The organism is Sphaerospermopsis reniformis (assembly GCF_005402885.1).
Classification (GTDB): Bacteria; Cyanobacteriota; Cyanobacteriia; order Cyanobacteriales; family Nostocaceae; genus Sphaerospermopsis; species Sphaerospermopsis kisseleviana.
Genome location: NZ_BJCE01000118.1, coordinates 1 through 17,059, shown reverse-complemented (window position 1 = coordinate 17,059; position 17,059 = coordinate 1). Strand labels below are relative to the sequence as shown.

19 protein-coding genes are annotated in these 17,059 nt (G+C 40.1%); 12 read left to right on the top strand and 7 right to left on the bottom strand.

What is annotated here, in order from left to right; genetic code table 11:
• The 3 genes from rodA to FFR48_RS16500 form a co-directional block, all read right to left on the bottom strand.
• A partial coding sequence (gene rodA / locus FFR48_RS16510) for a rod shape-determining protein RodA (RefSeq protein WP_137668126.1) occupies nucleotides 1–1,271 on the bottom strand: 1,271 nt, incomplete at its 3' end.
• 129 nt (nucleotides 1,272–1,400) lie between these two features.
• Entirely contained in the window at nucleotides 1,401–2,471 is a 1,071-nt protein-coding gene (locus tag FFR48_RS16505) for an Mrp/NBP35 family ATP-binding protein (protein WP_096569286.1), read from the bottom strand.
• A 179-nt stretch (nucleotides 2,472–2,650) separates the two neighbouring features.
• Nucleotides 2,651–3,175: a polyketide cyclase / dehydrase and lipid transport gene (locus FFR48_RS16500; protein ID WP_096569283.1), complete on the bottom strand. Its 525-nt coding sequence runs from the start codon at nucleotides 3,173–3,175 to the stop codon at nucleotides 2,651–2,653.
• 549 nt (nucleotides 3,176–3,724) lie between these two features.
• Between FFR48_RS16500 and hemF the strand changes: the two genes are divergently transcribed.
• From hemF to psb29, 3 genes are all read left to right on the top strand, one after another.
• Nucleotides 3,725–4,771 (top strand): oxygen-dependent coproporphyrinogen oxidase, encoded by a 1,047-nt coding sequence (gene hemF, locus FFR48_RS16495; RefSeq protein WP_137668124.1) that lies wholly within the window; start codon nucleotides 3,725–3,727, stop codon nucleotides 4,769–4,771.
• Nucleotides 4,772–5,306: 535 nt separating this feature from the next.
• Entirely contained in the window at nucleotides 5,307–5,681 is a 375-nt protein-coding gene (locus FFR48_RS16490; protein ID WP_096569275.1) for an STAS domain-containing protein, read from the top strand.
• A gap of 135 nt (nucleotides 5,682–5,816) precedes the next feature.
• Nucleotides 5,817–6,521, top strand: coding sequence for a photosystem II biogenesis protein Psp29 (gene psb29 / locus FFR48_RS16485; protein ID WP_137668123.1), 705 nt, complete (start codon nucleotides 5,817–5,819; stop codon nucleotides 6,519–6,521).
• Nucleotides 6,522–6,820: 299 nt separating this feature from the next.
• Here psb29 and FFR48_RS16480 read toward each other — a convergent pair whose 3' ends face one another.
• The 4 genes from FFR48_RS16480 to FFR48_RS16465 all read right to left on the bottom strand — a co-directional run bounded on the left by FFR48_RS16480 (nucleotide 6,821) and on the right by FFR48_RS16465 (nucleotide 9,693).
• Complete coding sequence (locus tag FFR48_RS16480) at nucleotides 6,821–7,183, bottom strand: phage holin family protein (protein WP_137668122.1); 363 nt, start codon at nucleotides 7,181–7,183, stop codon at nucleotides 6,821–6,823.
• Nucleotides 7,184–7,572: 389 nt separating this feature from the next.
• On the bottom strand, nucleotides 7,573–8,235 hold the full coding sequence (locus FFR48_RS16475) for an ExbD/TolR family protein (RefSeq protein WP_137668121.1): 663 nt from the start codon (nucleotides 8,233–8,235) through the stop codon (nucleotides 7,573–7,575).
• Complete coding sequence (locus tag FFR48_RS16470) at nucleotides 8,225–9,022, bottom strand: MotA/TolQ/ExbB proton channel family protein (protein WP_137668120.1); 798 nt, start codon at nucleotides 9,020–9,022, stop codon at nucleotides 8,225–8,227. The genes FFR48_RS16475 and FFR48_RS16470 overlap by 11 nt, the downstream gene beginning before the upstream one ends.
• Nucleotides 9,010–9,693: an RNA-guided endonuclease InsQ/TnpB family protein gene (locus FFR48_RS16465; protein ID WP_236104087.1), complete on the bottom strand. Its 684-nt coding sequence runs from the start codon at nucleotides 9,691–9,693 to the stop codon at nucleotides 9,010–9,012. Before FFR48_RS16465 ends, FFR48_RS16470 begins: the two co-directional genes overlap by 13 nt.
• A 64-nt stretch (nucleotides 9,694–9,757) precedes the next feature.
• Between FFR48_RS16465 and tnpA the strand changes: the two genes are divergently transcribed.
• From tnpA to FFR48_RS16420, 9 genes are all read left to right on the top strand, one after another.
• On the top strand, nucleotides 9,758–10,186 hold the full coding sequence (tnpA, locus tag FFR48_RS16460; RefSeq protein WP_096569260.1) for an IS200/IS605 family transposase: 429 nt from the start codon (nucleotides 9,758–9,760) through the stop codon (nucleotides 10,184–10,186).
• Between the two features lie 319 nt (nucleotides 10,187–10,505).
• Nucleotides 10,506–10,820: a YkvA family protein gene (locus FFR48_RS16455; RefSeq protein ID WP_096569257.1), complete on the top strand. Its 315-nt coding sequence runs from the start codon at nucleotides 10,506–10,508 to the stop codon at nucleotides 10,818–10,820.
• Between the two features lie 361 nt (nucleotides 10,821–11,181).
• Entirely contained in the window at nucleotides 11,182–11,412 is a 231-nt protein-coding gene (mazE, locus tag FFR48_RS16450; RefSeq protein WP_096569254.1) for a type II toxin-antitoxin system MazE family antitoxin, read from the top strand.
• On the top strand, nucleotides 11,399–11,758 hold the full coding sequence (locus FFR48_RS16445; RefSeq protein ID WP_137668119.1) for a type II toxin-antitoxin system PemK/MazF family toxin: 360 nt from the start codon (nucleotides 11,399–11,401) through the stop codon (nucleotides 11,756–11,758). The genes mazE and FFR48_RS16445 overlap by 14 nt, the downstream gene beginning before the upstream one ends.
• Nucleotides 11,759–12,043: 285 nt before the next feature.
• The gene (urtA, locus tag FFR48_RS16440; protein WP_137668118.1) at nucleotides 12,044–13,354 is read left to right on the top strand and encodes an urea ABC transporter substrate-binding protein; all 1,311 of its coding nucleotides are present in this window, start codon (nucleotides 12,044–12,046) and stop codon (nucleotides 13,352–13,354) included.
• A gap of 56 nt (nucleotides 13,355–13,410) precedes the next feature.
• Nucleotides 13,411–14,565, top strand: a complete 1,155-nt coding sequence (locus tag FFR48_RS16435) for an ABC transporter permease subunit (protein ID WP_137668117.1) — start codon at nucleotides 13,411–13,413, stop codon at nucleotides 14,563–14,565.
• 19 nt (nucleotides 14,566–14,584) lie between these two features.
• Nucleotides 14,585–15,706 carry an urea ABC transporter permease subunit UrtC gene (gene urtC, locus FFR48_RS16430; protein ID WP_137668116.1) on the top strand — a complete coding sequence of 374 codons (1,122 nt, stop codon included), beginning with the start codon at nucleotides 14,585–14,587 and terminating at the stop codon, nucleotides 15,704–15,706.
• Nucleotides 15,681–16,427 (top strand): urea ABC transporter ATP-binding protein UrtD, encoded by a 747-nt coding sequence (gene urtD, locus FFR48_RS16425; protein WP_096569247.1) that lies wholly within the window; start codon nucleotides 15,681–15,683, stop codon nucleotides 16,425–16,427. The genes urtC and urtD overlap by 26 nt, the downstream gene beginning before the upstream one ends.
• A gap of 72 nt (nucleotides 16,428–16,499) precedes the next feature.
• The coding region (locus FFR48_RS16420; protein WP_137668115.1) for an ATP-binding cassette domain-containing protein at nucleotides 16,500–17,059 on the top strand (560 nt) is incomplete at its 3' end.

The window sequence follows — 17,059 nt, the reverse complement described above, 5'->3', positions numbered from 1 at the left end:
ACAATTCCCAAGGCAATAAAGTTTGCCAGAATGGCAGAACGTCCATAGCTCATCCAAGGTAGGGTAATACCGGCAACAGGAACTAAACCAATGGTCATACCTACATTAATAATTAACTGAAACACAATCATTAACAAAACACCAATAGCTAACAAAGAACCAAAATTATCTTTGGCGGTTTGAGCTACGTGTAATAGTCGGTAACAAATTAAGCAGAAAGCGAAAAGTAAAATTAAACAACCCACGAAACCAAATTCTTCACCCACAGCAGAGAAAATAAAGTCAGTATGCTGTTCAGGGACAAAATTTAGTTGTGTCATTGGGCCTTTGAACAAACCCCATCCCCAGATTTCCCCAGAACCAATGGCTATTCGAGATTGAATTAGGTGATAACCAGCACCAAGGGGGTCAAGTTCAGGATTAATAAATACAGTCAGTCTATCTTTTTGATACTCTTTTAATAGATGATTCCAGGCAAAAACACCTAGTCCACCACCGAGCATATTGAGACATAATGTACCAATACCACTAAGTCCAAATTTACGCCAAGGTAAAGTTTGCCAACCCACAATTCCCATAGCTCCTGCCCAGGCTAAACCCAAAGGAGTAAGAGAAATATTTTCAAAGAGAACTATTGAGTTGGACAAAGGCCAAGGTATGCTGAATAAAATTGCTGAGAATACAGGCGAAACCAGCAAAATTAACCAACCAGGATTAGCATTTGCCCAATAGAGCATTCCTAAAACTATTGACCCAAAAACCAGTGATGTATCCAAATCTGGCTGTACAAATACTAATCCCCAAGGAACAGCAGCGATCGCCAGGGAACGCAAAACACTATCAAATGTAGGATCTGTACGTTTATGTAGCAAAGCAGCCAAGCTAATAATTAGACCAACTTTAGCAAATTCTGATGGTTGCACATGAAACCCACCAATACTAATCCATCGCTGTGCGCCTTTGGCACTTGTACCAACCACCATCACCAAAATCAGACTAAAGTTAGTCAGAGCATAAGTGATCCAATGCCACTGCATTAAGTTTTCGTAGCGACAACGAGCCAAAAACAGAGCAATGATTGATCCAATACCAGTCATCAGCCAATGCCACCACCAGTCAGTTACTGGCTTATTCAGTTCTGTACTGAGGATCATAAGTCCACCAAACATACTGACAGCAACAGCTAGGCAAAATAATAGCCAATCTACCTGCTGCCAAGGCTTAATCCAATATTGCCAGCGGACTTTAGGGAGCGAACGTTTTAACAACATTGTGCGAAGAGCGACTTGAGTTTTAAATGGGGACTGGGGACTGGGGACTGGGGACTGGGGACTGGGGACTGGGAAGAAAAAACTCTATCCTGCCTCCTGCCTCCTGCCTCCTGCCTCCTGCCTTCTTGCTTATGTCAGAGCAGCAACTGATACTTTACCTGCGATAGCTAGAGCGATCGCTTTTAAAGCTTTAGCAGAAGCTGAATCTGGATCAGAAACCACTATGGGTATACCACTATCTCCACCAACTCTGGTAGAAATTTCCAAAGGAACACAGCCCAAAAGTGGTACATCTAATTCGGCAGCAGTTTTTGAACCTCCACCAGAACCAAAAATGTCATATTGTTTATCTGGTTGATCGGGAGGAATAAAATAACTCATATTCTCCACAATCCCTAATACTGGTACATTCATTTGCTGGAACATCCGCAAACCCTTGCGAGAATCCAGTAATGCGACATTTTGAGGTGTAGTCACAATTACTGCTCCTGCCATTGGTACTGCTTGGGTTAAAGTTAACTGAGCATCTCCAGTTCCCGGAGGCATATCGACAATTAAATAATCAATTTCTCCCCATTGCACCTGATACAAAAATTGACGAATTACGCCATTGAGCATTGGACCACGCCAAATAACTGGTTGATCGCGGTCAATCAAAAAGCCCATTGATACTAATTTGACTCCATGATTAAATGCAGGTTCGAGAATTTCCCCAGTTTCTGTGGAGCGCACAGTAATTTCTGCATCAGCTAAACCCAACATGGTGGGATCATTGGGTCCGTAAATATCAGCATCTAGCAAACCAACTTTCGCCCCTGTTTGTGCCAAAGCAACTGCCACATTTACGGCAACTGTGCTTTTACCAACACCACCTTTACCGCTAGAAACCGCAATAATATTTTTCACCCCAGCCACACCAGTGCGATCCGGTAGGCTTTTTTGTTGGGGTGTTTCTGCTGTTACTTCTACGCTGATATCTGTTACACCAGGCAGTTTTTGCACAGCTTTTTTACAATCTTCGACAATAAATTCTCGCAAAGGACAGGCGGGAGTAGTCAACACCAAAGTAAAGCTAACCTTGCCACCGTCAATTTTGACGTTGCGAATCATATTCAGTTCTACCAGACTTTTGCGAAGTTCTGGATCTTCCACTGGTCGCAACACTTCTAGGACTGACTGGGAATTGAGGACATCATACATAGCGTTTGTACCGTTGCCGCCTTAATAAAGCTTAAAAAATTTTCATGTTCTCCTACTTGAATCTTAACTTTCTTGGGGCATTAGTGATTGGTGACTGGTGATTGGTGATTGGTGATTGAAAATATAAATAATTTCTCCCTGCTCCCTGCTCCCCTGCTTCTTCCCCAGTCCCCAGTCACTTAAAAATCAAAACAACTGTCATCGAGAGATTTTTTCTTGCCGGAAACTGCTTGCAGTGCTGCTTTTTCTACAGATTCTACTAAAGACCGTGCTACTCGATCTACATAGGGACGGGACAAAGACCAAATTAGAGGTGATAACCAGCCACGTAGTGTTACAGAATAAGACAAATAACTGCCACAAACCGTTGACTCTACTTGGTATGTGATCCGTTCCTCAATCCCAGGAATTGCCAAAACGCGGATACTTAACATCTGTTTAGGATTTACCCGTTCTACAAAAATCTGGATGGGAACTGGCCAAAAGCGTGTTACCGCTAGGAAAATTAATCCGGGTTTGGGTACTAATCCTAATGGTACGTTAGTGCTTTTGAGGAGTGGATGCCAGGAAACATCTGTTAAGTCAGCCACCTTTAACCAAAGTTCATCTACAGAAGCAGAACTGATCTCTCGATAAGTCCGCACCAGAGAAGCACAAAATCGACGACGTTTGCGGTGGATGAATTTGGATAACCAACCTTGCACTGTCCTAATCCTCCTGGCTACAATCTGTCTGGTGACTCTGGCATCTGGGAAAATTTGAGTCAAGCTATCTACTCACTACAGATACCATACAGAAAATCGACTGCTTTGTGGACTAATTCTCTAGGTTCTGGTGTTCATAACAGAAATATCTCCATAATTATTGCAAAGAAACTTAATGAATCTACAAGCCTATACGCATTTGATGGAAAATAGCTTTAGTCAATCAATTTTGGATTTTAGATTTGCGTTAGCGAAGCGTACGCAGCGCAGCGAGTATTTTAGATTGACTGCGCCGACAAAGGGACGCAGTTTGGGGATTTGAGATTGAGGGCGGGGCTGGAAGTAAAAAATCATCCAAAATCCAAAATCCAAAATCCAAAATCTAAAATCTAAAATTGGCATGGTCAAGATAATCTATTGGTTTTGACCACTCATCAGAAAAAGCAGTTTTGGCAAATTGCGCCAGGTTTTTGGCTCTAATTGTCAAGAAATTTTTAAAATGGAAATTTGTAGCTTGCACAAAAATTGTAATTTTAGGTTCGGGAATCTATGTTGACCAACTCGCAAACCCCCACTATCACAACAGAATCATCCAAATTTCTCCCAGCACCTGACGCTCAGTCCAGAGTTAGTCAGTTTATGAAACAGTTGCAAGACGAAATCACCAACGAGTTAGAAGCACTGGATGGTGTTGGTAAGTTTATGGAAGACAGTTGGGAGCGTCCAGAAGGGGGTGGTGGGCGATCGCGTGTCTTGCGTGATGGCGCTATTTTTGAACAAGCTGGTGTAAATTTTTCTGAAGTTTGGGGTTCCCATCTCCCCCCGTCAATTTTAGCCCAGCGCCCAGAAGCAACAGGACACGGATTCTATGCTACTGGTACTTCTTTGGTGTTACACCCTCGTAATCCTTATGTACCTACAGTCCATTTAAATTACCGTTATTTTGAAGCAGGTCCAGTTTGGTGGTTTGGTGGTGGTGCGGATTTAACACCTTATTACCCCTTTGCTGACGATGCGGCTCATTTCCATCAAACTTTGAAACAAGCTTGCGATCAACATCACCCAGAATATTACCCTGTGTTTAAACGCTGGTGTGACGAATATTTCTATCTCAAACATCGGGGGGAAACTAGAGGTGTTGGCGGTCTGTTTTTAGATTACCAAGATGGTCAAGGTGCTATTTATCGCGGACCGGATCCCAAAGGAGAAGCCGCAAATTATAGTAATCAGGTGGGAGCATTACCTCCACGCACTTGGGAACAGTTATTTTCTTTGGTGCAAGATTGTGGTAGAGCTTTTTTACCAGCTTACGTGCCAATTGTCAAGAAAAGAAATGGCATGGAATATGGCGATCGCCAACGGAATTTCCAGCTATACCGTCGAGGAAGATATGTAGAATTTAACTTGGTTTATGACCGAGGCACAATTTTCGGTCTGCAAACCAATGGACGCACAGAATCAATTCTCATGTCTCTACCACCTCTAGTTCGTTGGGAATATGGCTACCAACCAGAACCCAATTCTCCCGAAGCTGAACTTTATGAAACTTTTCTGAAACCACAAGATTGGATAAACTGGAAACTAAATCAACAGTAACAAGTGTTGGTAACACAGTAAAATTCCACACATTTATCTAGATCCAGGAGACAGGACTGGGGCTGGTCGATGAAGAATCAAGGGTTTGGGCTGGTTTGAGGAAATAGGATGAAAGAAGATATTTGTGATCTGGTTTTAGTAAAGGATATTTAGGCAAATAGTCGCTTTTGTCTGAGAAAGATACACTTTTATCTCTAGAGAACTCTGCTTTCCATTCACCAAGAAACCGAAAATTCCCCAAACCCAGCCTCAATAGATTAATGGGAAATTTAGTGAATCCAGATACTTACCACTGTTGCAGTTAGTTAAACTACTACAATATAGGCATTGAGTCAAAATTCTCAGTTTGTAGTTATAGCCGGCTCATGTTCAAGATCAAACAGAGAGAATCCTGTAATATTTGATTTAATTAGCTGATTGAGGATTCTGGAAAATATACGGTTGATGGTGAAATTTAAACAATCACCAATTTATGAAGTCTATATAAAAAAGTGAAAAAGTAGTTTATTTTCAGGACAATATCACGGAGACAACAGTGAATATAGACCAAAAAACCTATACAAACCTAGACGGGAATACTGTAATTGTCTTGAAACCAACTGATCATCGTTTAGACATCACTACTGCTTGGCAATTTCGCCTGAAGTTACAAGAGTGTATTTCTAAACTCAGTCGTCATGTAGTTGTCAATCTGGAGCAGGTAAATTTTATTGATAGTTCTGGTCTTACTTCCTTAGTGGCGGGAATGCGTGATGCTGATAAAGCGAAGGGTAGTTTCCTGATCTGCAATATCCATCCAGAGGCCAAACTTGTCTTTGAGGTGACAATGATGGATACAGTCTTTGAAATTTTTGAAACTGAAGCAGAAGCTTTGGAAAGATTATTCCTCAACTTGGTCAAGAACGAATAGGAGTCAGGAGTCAGGAGTCAGAAGGGGAAAAAGAGAATTTTTGCGAAACTAGCTGTTAACCTCATATCTTGCATAACTTGGCAAAGTAGCCTTTAAACGAGAAAATAAAAATACGTCGCCCTTAACATTTTCTTTGTGAATAACGTCCGTACCGTCTCTGATACAAAGCGAACTTTCTATAATCTTCATACCCGTCCCATCAACACTATTTACCGTCGGGTAGTGGAAGAGTTGATGGTGGAAATGCATCTGCTGTCAGTAAATGTTGATTTTAGCTACAATCCAATTTATGCCTTGGGGGTTGTCACCACTTTTGACCGCTTCATGCAAGGCTATCAACCGGAACAGGACTTAGCATCTATTTTTAAAGCCATGATTCAGGCTGTAGAGCAAGATCCCCAACGGTATCGACAAGATGCAGCTAGATTGCAAGCTGTAGCACATAGTTTGCCAGTTAAGGATTTAATTGCTTGGTTGAGCCAAACCACTCAATTCTATCAAGATGTCGATTTGCAAGCACAACTACAAGCTATTGCTCAAAATCCTCATTTTAAATACAGCCGCTTGTTTGCCATTGGTTTATTTTCATTATTGGAATTGGCAGATGCTGAATTTGTCAAAGATGACCAGCAACGTAATGAGGGGCTAGAAGCGATCGCTCTAGGTTTACACCTATCTGAAGATAAAATTACCAAGGATTTAGAGCTATATCGTTCTAATCTCGATAAGATGGCACAAGCACTGATAGTAATGGCAGATATGCTGGCTGCAGATCGGAAAAAACGCGATCAACGTCAGCAAAAATCCACTGCTCCGGTAGCTCCTCCCAGTAACGAATAATCTGTAATTCGTGATTCGTAATTCGTAATTAAAAGTTGCAGAGCATCAAATTAAATTATTGATTATTTATGCCAAGCAACCTAATTGACAACGAGAAAAATGTACAAAGCTGTCAATTCTCATTACAAGTAAGAATTCAGAACTTAGGGGTCAGGAGTCAGAATATTTGATAAATTTGTTAATTATCAAATAGTGATTTTTCTGTAAGCATTAAAAATCTGACTACTGAAAGCCAATAGCTGAATGCTGACAATTAAGAATTACGAATTACGAATTACGAATTACGAATCATGAACTATTTACACACCCAGTAATTTGTAAATTATATTGTTAATAATGGTGAGTGCAAAAGCCCCTAAAACAGCACTCCAAATCCCATAACGTAAGCGAAAACCTTCTACTAACCAAGCAGCAATACTAAAACAAACAACAGCAATCATGAATGTAAAGATACCAGATAATAAGTCAAAAGTGGCTAAATTTGGTATCGTAAATACAACGCCTAAAATGGGTCTAACTAATGCGGTAATAATACCAAGAACTGCTGCGGAAAAAACCGCTTTCTGTGGAGAATTAATTTCCACACCCACAGGCAACTTACTAATAATCCACAAACTGATAGACGTGACTATCCAAACAATTAACAGAGTCGTAATATTCATTGCCGCAACCCTTGAAACGTAAATGGTGATTGGCGATCAAGTCAGAGAATGTTTTAAAAGCTTCCCTATCGGCGAATATAATTCGCTACTACACAAACCAAATCCACCTCGGTGAGTTTTGCCTATGTAGCCGCGATTTCTAATCGCCCACTGAGTGCTGATAGCGGAATTTACGCGATAAAATACTTGGTCTATTGATGGGAAAATCTTTGTAGCTTAACCAATTATTTATAAATTAGCAGAGGTTTTTTCTCTACAGTGATTTATTTTAAATATCTTTAGGTTTATCTAATATTTCTTGATATTGCTAAAAATAAAATTCCCCCTAGCCCATATTATGCAACCGGGTTTGAGGGAATTTAGACTGAGAAAATCTGATTAAAATTGTGTCACCTTTGTGGTGCAGAATCGCTATTTTGCGGTACAGGTACTTGGGGTGTGGTGTTGTTGGGAACTATGGGCGAAATTCCCGGATTAATCCCTTGCTCTGGTGCTGGAAATGGATTGGGTGCAGAGGGTAGAGAAGGGTTAAAATTATTTTGGGGGTCAGTTCCCGGTGTTGGTACAGTATTAGGTATTGGTACAACCGGGGTAGTAGACAAGTTTGGTGAATTAGTCAGTGGTTGAGATGCTCCAGGAATAATTCCCAAAGAAACACGATTACCTCCCACTTGTCGGAGCAAATCTAATGTTTGAATCACATCATTATAAGTTGCTGTACGAGAGGCATTCAGCAACAAAATACCATTAGGATTTGTTTGGATATACTGCTTTAATCGTGCTTGCAACTCTTCCCGTCTCACAGCTTCTTTTTCAATGTAAATTTGACCAACAGCATCAATAGTTACAGGTAAAATGTCACTTCGTAGCTGTGAACTAGCAGAGGAAGTAGTACCTGTGCTGGCTTTGGGTAAATCCACATTAATTGCCTGTTGTCTGGTAAATTGCAAAGCTGCTAACAAAAAGAAAGTCAGGATACAAAAAACAACATCAATTAAAGGAATGATTTGAATTTGAACTTCTTCGATGGGAGTATGTAAGTTAACTTTCATTTTCTAGCTCTGGTGGGGAGTCAGGAAAGGGATTTTGGTCTGTTTTATCTGTTGTATCTGAAGCTGGTTCTGGGGTTGGAGTAGAATTATTTTTGCGTCGCTTACGGGGTGAAGTAAAACGTTCCTGTGTGGGTTCCCGTACTATTCCTAATGTACTTTTGTTGGGATCTGGTGGAGACTGACGGTAAAGCAACTCTAAATCATTGCCAGCTTTATTAAAAACTTTAACTTGGTTAACAACAAAACCTTGAAACAGGCGATAAAATACCAAAGTGACGATCGCAACTATTAACCCAGCGGCCGTACTAATCAAAGATTCGCCAATCCCTGTAGTTACGCCAGCTGTAGATTCAGTACCCAAGTCACCTATTCTAATTGCTCGCAAGGACTGAATCAAACCTAAAACCGTACCCAATAATCCTAACAGTGGGGAGAGAGCAATCACAGATTCCAAAAGTTTTTCTCCTCTCCGCATCCCTGCTACTTCTTCTGCTGCTGTGGACTCTAACGCTAGTCGGAAGGTTTCCGCATCACTTTTTTGTAAGCGTAGGGGTGCATAGAGAAAACGTCCTATGGGCTGATCAATGGCTTTTTGGGCGATTTCCGTAGATATTTCCCAATTATCGGTAGCAGCATCTAAAACGCGCTCTACAATTTCTTTTTCCTGGGTCAAGATCCGCAACCAGAACCAAAGACGCTCAAAAATCACACTCAAAGATAGGACTGACAGCACCAGCAAAGGCCACATCGCTGGACCGCCCTTGTTAAACAAATCTAAAATATCCACTTTGTAGGTTTCCTCTCTCCATTACTATTCTGTTTACTCAAAAATCTCGGTGCTTCAATTAGTCCATCTTTGTCACCATTAGTCCAAGCAATTGTATCTGTACAACCTAAATCAATTGCTATTGTCCCGGTATTGGTTTGACGACTATTTTTGAGTATTTCATCATCAACTTCTAATGCGATAGAGGCATACCATTTACCCTTGCGGTAAACAATATCACAGGTTTTAGGATTTCCCCATAACCTAGCTTTACCACGCATTTGAATTTGACCTATTTTAGCTAATTCCAAATAACCGTTATCGCCAATTGAGTGTACTTTCCATCCTGTACCAGATGGATATGTCCAACCAGAATAATGTCTAATTGATCTTAGTTTGGGGTATTTTGCTAAACCCACCAAAAATCTGTTGAATGCAAAGTCAACTCTTTTTAGTGTTGCTTGTAATGCTTGGGAATTGATATGTTTATATTCTGTCCACTGCTCCTTGAACTCTGGTAGACAATTTTGTTGATCTAGATATTTAACCGATTTACCAAACTTTTGATATTCGGTTTTGCGGTGATAAACAGCAACATTATACAGATCCTTGTGGAGTCTGCGGTGGTAGAGCAATGTTTCATTTATTTTCTGGGTTGGATATAGTCTAAATGTTGCTCTACGCAATGCCACTATTTATCACCTCTTTGGTTTTGATGTATTGTTAATTATAGTCACTCTATAATCGGTTGTCAATATGGAAACTACCCTAAACAGGGCTTCTCATGCTGTTTACAACATTCAGTTACATATAGTGCTAGTAACCAAATATCATAAGGATGTTATCAATCAAGCAATATTAGGTAAGCTACAAGAAGTTCTTGACCGTGTATGCTCTAAGCGAAAGAGTAAATTACTCGAATTTAGTGGAGAAGAAAATCATGTTCATCTATTGGTAGACTTACACCCAGACAACAATATTTCTCAATTTGTTAGTTCGCTAAAATCTGCATCTAGCAGAATTATTAGAAGCGAATTTCAGGAATATCTAAAACAGTTTTATTGGAAAAAAGAAGATCCTAGTTTTTGGACAGATGCTTATTGCGTTATATCTGTTGGCGGTGCTTCCCTGGAAACCGTCAAGCAATATGTCCAAAACCAAAAACAACCAAATAGGGCTTGCTGAATAAATGTGAAAATATTACAAGTAAAGGGTCTTAGCCTGCTGGAAGTTAAAAAAGTGCAAGACTTTACGAGGTGGGAACTCAAAAACCTTGCATTTAATTTCTACACAAAGGAAAAATCGCTCCCATCGAACTCTTGAAACTGTTCCCTGTTAAGAGTTCCCTGTCTCCACGACAAGACTTTTTCAGCAAACCCTAAGTAGTTAACAAAGCATGACTATTACCCATCTTCTATACTCCAAAGGGCGGTTATTCCTACCGGGAGTTTAGAAGATAATTTGCCAAAATAGAAGTTAATTGCAGGTACTAGAGGTTAAAAATATGAGCTTCTCTATTCAATCGCTTTACACTTGGTATCGCAATGTACTGCGTAACCCTAAATATCGTTGGTGGGTAATTATCGGTACAATAGCTTATCTTGTTAGTCCTATTGATATTGCTCCTGATTTTATCCCTGTTGTTGGTCAAATTGATGACCTGGTTTTGTTAACATTGCTGGTTTCAGAAGTTTCTGGATTGGTAATTGACGGTTGGAAAGCTCGTAAAGGTGATGTGGAATCTAGCGTCAATGAGTCTACATCTACAGATAATACTGTAGATAATACGGTTGATGTTGATGCTGTTTCTGTAAAGTAGTTTTAGGGAAAAAATACGTAAGCATTCAGCTATCAGTAATCAGTAATCAGCTTTTACCTAGGGGTTGATGATATTTATTAAGCGATTAACTGGGAAATGTTTTGTAGTTAATCGCTTTTTTTATCATGGAAATTCCTATTGCTGGATAATTTATATTCACTTCTTTAACTTCGTAAAATCCTTTTTTATCTCACGCAAAGACGCAAATTAAAAGCGATACCTGTATCTTCGACACGCTAACGTACATCTTCCCCCCAATATCCGTTTTTACACGAACCGCACAGACACAGAGAATACAGAGTATTTACAAATTGTCAAAAAAGTGGTATGATTGATAGGTAAGATTAATGAGTCATACAGAATGATGAAAGTCACAATTACTTTAGAAGAAGACATTTTGCAATTTATTGATCAACAAGCAAAAGGTAATCGTAGTGCCTATATTAATGCAATATTGGCAGAACAAAGACGTAAAATTTTAGCAGCAGAAATAATTGCGGCACTGCAAGAAGATGCAAAAGATTTAGAATATCAAAATGAGATTTCTGCTTGGGATAATGTAGCTGGAGATGGTATTAATGCCAGAGGGTAATTTAACTTATAAACGGGGTGAAATTCGCTGGGTAAATCTTGATCCAACCGTGGGAGCGGAAGCACAAAAAAACCGTGCTTGTTTAATAGTTCAACATGATATTATGAATCAATATGGATTATTAACAATTGTGATGCCATTTCGACCAGGAAGTAAGCAAGCTCCCTATATTGTCAATGTCAAAGCAACAGTAACTAATGGATTAGATCAGGAACGTTTTATTGATGTTGCTCAAATTCGTTCTGTTGATTATCGTCGAGTTTTGGGGTTGGTGGGTATTTTAGAAGCTGAGTATTGGGCAGAAATTCATACTGCTTTGGATGTCGTTTTGGGGTTTGGGGTTTAATTTAAATCTTTACCAAGGAGAAGACTATGACACATCAACCTATGATATTAACTAATAATCTTTATGCAGAAGATTATAATTTATGTATTAGACATCTCCGAAAATTACATAAGCATAACCTGAAACCCATTCGTAGGGACAATTCATGAATTGTCCCTACATCTTTTTCGGAGAAGTCTATTGAAAAAACCGCTTCTTTATTAAAATTTTGTATATTAGATAACTTTTTCATAGTAAAGTGTCGAACTATCATCAAATCTGATAGTGTAACAAAATAACCAAAATATGGGTAAACAATTTAACCGAAGGAAGTTTTTACTTTATAGTTCTGCAACTATCGGTACTAGCCTTTTACTCAAGGCTTGCGGGAATGACTCACCCACTGCTACTGATACTGTTACCAATGGCAGTAGTGATACCGCTACAGATAGCAATAGTACCATCAAAGTAGGTATTTTACACTCCTTGAGCGGGACAATGGCCATCAGTGAAAGAAGCGTTGTTGATGCTGAAAGATTAGCAATTAAAGAAATTAATGCTGCTGGTGGTGTGTTAGGTAAACAAATTCAAGCGATTACTGAAGATGGCGCTTCTAACTGGGATACCTTTAGAGAAAAAGCTACCAAACTAATTGATCAAGATCAAACTGTTGTCATTTTTGGTTGTTGGACCTCTGCTAGTCGCAAGAATGTTAAGCCGGTATTTGAGAGTAAAGACCATATGCTCTGGTACCCAGTACAGTATGAAGGTCAAGAATGTTCTAAAAACATTTTCTATACTGGTGCGGCTCCCAATCAACAAATTGAACCATCTGTTGATTGGATGTTAAAAAATAAAGGCAAAGAATTCTTTTTAGTAGGTTCTGACTACGTATTTCCCCGGACTGCCAACACCATTATTAAAGCTCAATTGCAGGCTTTAGGTGGAAAAACTGTTGGTGAAGATTATTTACCACTTGGTAACGTAGAAGTTACACCTATCATCTCTAAAATTAGGCAAGCTTTACCCAATGGTGGCGTAATTTATAACACCCTCAATGGTGACAGCAATGTGGCATTTTTCAAACAATTAAAAGGGGCTGGATTAACAGCAGATAAATATCCCTCTATGTCTGTAAGTATTGCAGAAGAGGAAGTTAAAGCCATTGGTGTTGAATATCTCCAAGGTCACTATGCAGCTTGGAATTACTTTCAAACAGTAGACACACCTGCAAATAAAAAGTTTGTAGCAGCTTTTAAAAAAGAGTATGGTGCAGACCGGGTAATTAACGACCCCATGGAAGCAGCATACATCGCCGTTTATTTATGGAAACAAGCAGTAGAAAAAGCTGGAACAACTGACTTAAATAAAGTTCGCGCTGCGGCCTATGGTCAAACTTTAGATGCACCAGAAGGTAAAGTGACCATGAACGCCAATCATCACTTGTCGAAAATTGTCCGCATTGGTCAAGTGAGACAAGATGGTTTATTCGATATTGTCTATGCTACCCCCGCACCAGTAGAGCCAATTCCTTGGAATCAATTTGTTCCAGAAACTAAAGGATTTGGCTGTGATTGGTCAGACCCAGCTAAAGGTGGTAAGTACAAGCAAGTTTAAGTTAATGGTCAATAGTCAATGACCATTGACTATTGATATTTTTTGAGGATAAATAAGTGTTAATAGGTTTTTTGGAAGCTTTATTTAATGGTATTAGTATTGGAGCAGTATTATTAATTGCTGCTTTGGGACTAGCCATTATATTTGGTTTGATGGGCGTGATTAATATGGCCCATGGTGAATTGATGATGTTGGGAGCTTATACGACTTTTGTGGTACAAAATGGCTGCAAACAGTTGGGGGGAGTGTGGTTTGATTCTTATATATTTTTGGCTTTGATGATTGCTTTTCTATTCACTGCTCTTGTGGGGTTAGTGTTAGAACGGGGGGTGATTCGTTATCTGTATGGACGACCTTTAGAAACTCTCCTAGCTACTTGGGGGGTGAGTTTAATTTTTCAACAGTTTGTTCGCAGTGTGAATTGGTTATTAGTAGTTGGCATCTTCCTATTTTGTGTGTTGTTTTTTGGAGGTTTACGGGTTTTAAATGCTCGGAGTAATGGGGGGAAAGTTAGTAAATGGTTTGTAGGATTGTTGTTGTTACTATCTCTGGGTATAACAATAACAATGGGAAATTTATTGAGTGAGCAACAGGTGTTTACTCAACCTTGGTTTGGCGCTCAAAATGTAGATGTGACTGCTCCTGGTTGGTTGCAAAAGGGAATGTCTGTAGGTGGTCTCCAATTACCTTATGCTCGCTTGTTTATTATGGCTTTGACAATAATTTGTGTAGGAGGAATTTATCTATTTTTACAGCGTTCTAACTGGGGATTAAGGATTCGTGCTGTCACCCAAAATCGCAGTATGAGTGCTTGTTTGGGTATCCCTACTCAAAAGGTGGATGCTATCACCTTCGCTCTGGGTTCGGGGTTGGCTGGTGTAGCTGGTTGTGCTATTAGTTTACTCGGTTCTGTAGGACCCAACACCGGACAAAATTATATTATTGATACCTTTATGGTAGTAGTAGTCGGTGGTGTGGGGAATTTAGCAGGAACTATTATGGCGGCTTTGGGAATTGGTACGGCTAATTTCTTAATTGGTTCTGGGACTCTAGCCTTGGTATTATCTCCTCTTCAACCTTTAGCCGATTTGTTGAATTTCTTTGCAACCACAAGTATGGCTAAGGTGTTAGTGTTTGCACTGATTATCGCGTTTTTACAGTGGAAGCCTGGGGGAATTTTTCCCCAGAAAGGTCGTACTGTTGATGTTTAAACCACAAAGGACGCAGAGCATGAGTCAGAAGGGAGGAAGGTTAATTTTAATTGAGATTGGGGCGGTGGTAGCGATCGCACTGATCCTGATTTTAATTATACCAGCAATGCTGTCGGGGTTTCGGTTGAATCTACTGGGGCGGTTTTTGTCCCTGGCTATTGTGGCTTTGGGTCTGGATTTAATCTGGGGTTATACCGGGTTGCTGAGTTTGGGACATGGGATTTTCTTTGGTTTGGGGGGATATGCGATCGCCATGTACCTAAAACTCCAAGTCCCCTCAGGGGAATTACCTGATTTTATGGGGTTGTATGGAGTGAAAGAACTTCCTTGGTTTTGGTATCCTTTCTATTCTTTTCCCGTCGCTACCGTGGCGGTGGTGTTCATTCCTGGCTTACTAGCGGGATTATTAGGATACTTAGTATTTCGTAATCGCCTCAAGGGGGTTTATTTTTCCATATTGACCCAAGCCGCAGTAATTATATTTTTCAACTTCTTTAATGGTCAACAACAACTGTTTAACGGTACTAACGGACTCACAGGTTTTAGAACCTTATTTGGGGTCAATGTCAGTGACTCCCAAACCCAATTCATTTTCTATACCCTGACGGTACTTGTTCTGGCCTTCACCTATGGTATTTGTCGCTGGTTGACAAGTGGACGCTTTGGGCGATTATTAATCGCTATTCGAGATGATGAAAGTCGGGTGCGATTTTCTGGCTATAACCCCACAGAATTTAAAGTTTTAGTGTTTGCGGTATCCGGTGCGATCGCTGGTATAGCAGGAGCATTTTATACACTTCAAAGTGGATCTGTATCACCTCGAACCATGGATATTGGTTTTTCTATTGAAATGGTGATTTGGGTGGCGGTGGGGGGACGCGCTACCTTAACCGGGGCGATAGTCGGTACTTTATTAGTCAATTATGCCCGCACTTTTTTAAGTGAACAATTTGCCGAAATTTGGCTATTTTTTCAAGGCGCACTATTTTTAATAGTCGTCACAGTCTTACCTGACGGTCTCATGGGATGGTTAAAAAAGCAAGAGATTTCTTTTTTCCATCGCCCCCGCCCAATCCCCACATATCCCACCTTAGAAGCAGACCCAGAAGTGCAACATGAACGCGAAAATCTTGGAAACTGAAAACGTCACCGTCAGTTTTGATGGTTTTAAAGCTATCAATCAACTCAACTTTAGTATGGATGCGGGAGAGTTGCGGGTAGTAATTGGTCCCAACGGTGCGGGAAAAACCACCTTTCTGGATGTAATTACCGGGAAAGTACAACCAACAGTTGGGAGAGTTTTATTCAAAGGTAAAAATCTCCGTTCTTTACCTGAACATGAAATCGCCCGCTTAGGAATTGGGCGAAAATTCCAAACACCGCGAATTTACCTCAACTTAACCCCCCGTGAAAACCTAGAAATTACTATTAACCGCCACAAAAATGTATTTTCCACCCTATTTAATCCCCCTCATGCTACGGAAAACAATAGTATTAAAGGCTTATTAGAAACAGTTGGTTTAACCCCTAAAGCAGACATTCCCGCCGGTTTACTTTCCCACGGAGAAAAGCAACGTTTAGAAATTGGGATGTTAGTAGCACAGTCCCCCGACTTATTACTAGTTGATGAACCAGTTGCAGGGTTAACGGACGAAGAAACCTATAATATCGGACAACTACTATTAACACTCGCCCAAAGCCATTCAATTCTAGTCATTGAACACGATATGGAATTTGTGCGCCAAATTGCCAAGACGGTAACAGTATTACATGAAGGTTCCGTACTATGTCAGGGGAGTTTTGAACAAGTCCAAAATGACCCTCGTGTGATCGAAGTATATCTAGGAGAACAGCCAGAATAAAACTGCTGTTTTTTAACCCCGATGGTCTGGAGTTTAGATAAATCATAACCGCTATTGAGAATCAAAAAACTGATGCTAAAAATTTCTCAACTTAACGTTTACTACGGTGAAAGCCATATTTTACGCAACGTAGATTTAAGCGTACCACCAGGGCAAATGATCTGTTTAATTGGACGTAATGGTGTAGGTAAAACCACTCTACTTAAAACAATTATGGGGTTACTCTCACCCCGCAGTGGTACAATTAACTTAAATGGAGAATTAATTAACTCCAAATCTCCAGACCAAAGGGCAAAAATGGGAATTGGTTATGTTCCTCAAGGACGAGAGATCATCCCCCGGTTAACAGTCAGAGAAAATTTACTTCTAGGGTTAGAAGCTAGACAGAAACAATCAAGAAAAGCAGAAATTTCTGAAGAAGTTTTTAGCTTATTTCCGGTGTTGAAAACTATGTTATCCCGGATGGGTGGTGACTTGAGCGGTGGACAACAACAACAGTTAGCGATCGCCCGTGCTTTGATGGGAGAACCACAGTTACTCGTCTTAGATGAACCCACCGAAGGAATACAACCCTCAATCATCCTGGAAATTGAAGCCGCAGTACGTCGCATCGTAGAAACCAAAGGGATTTC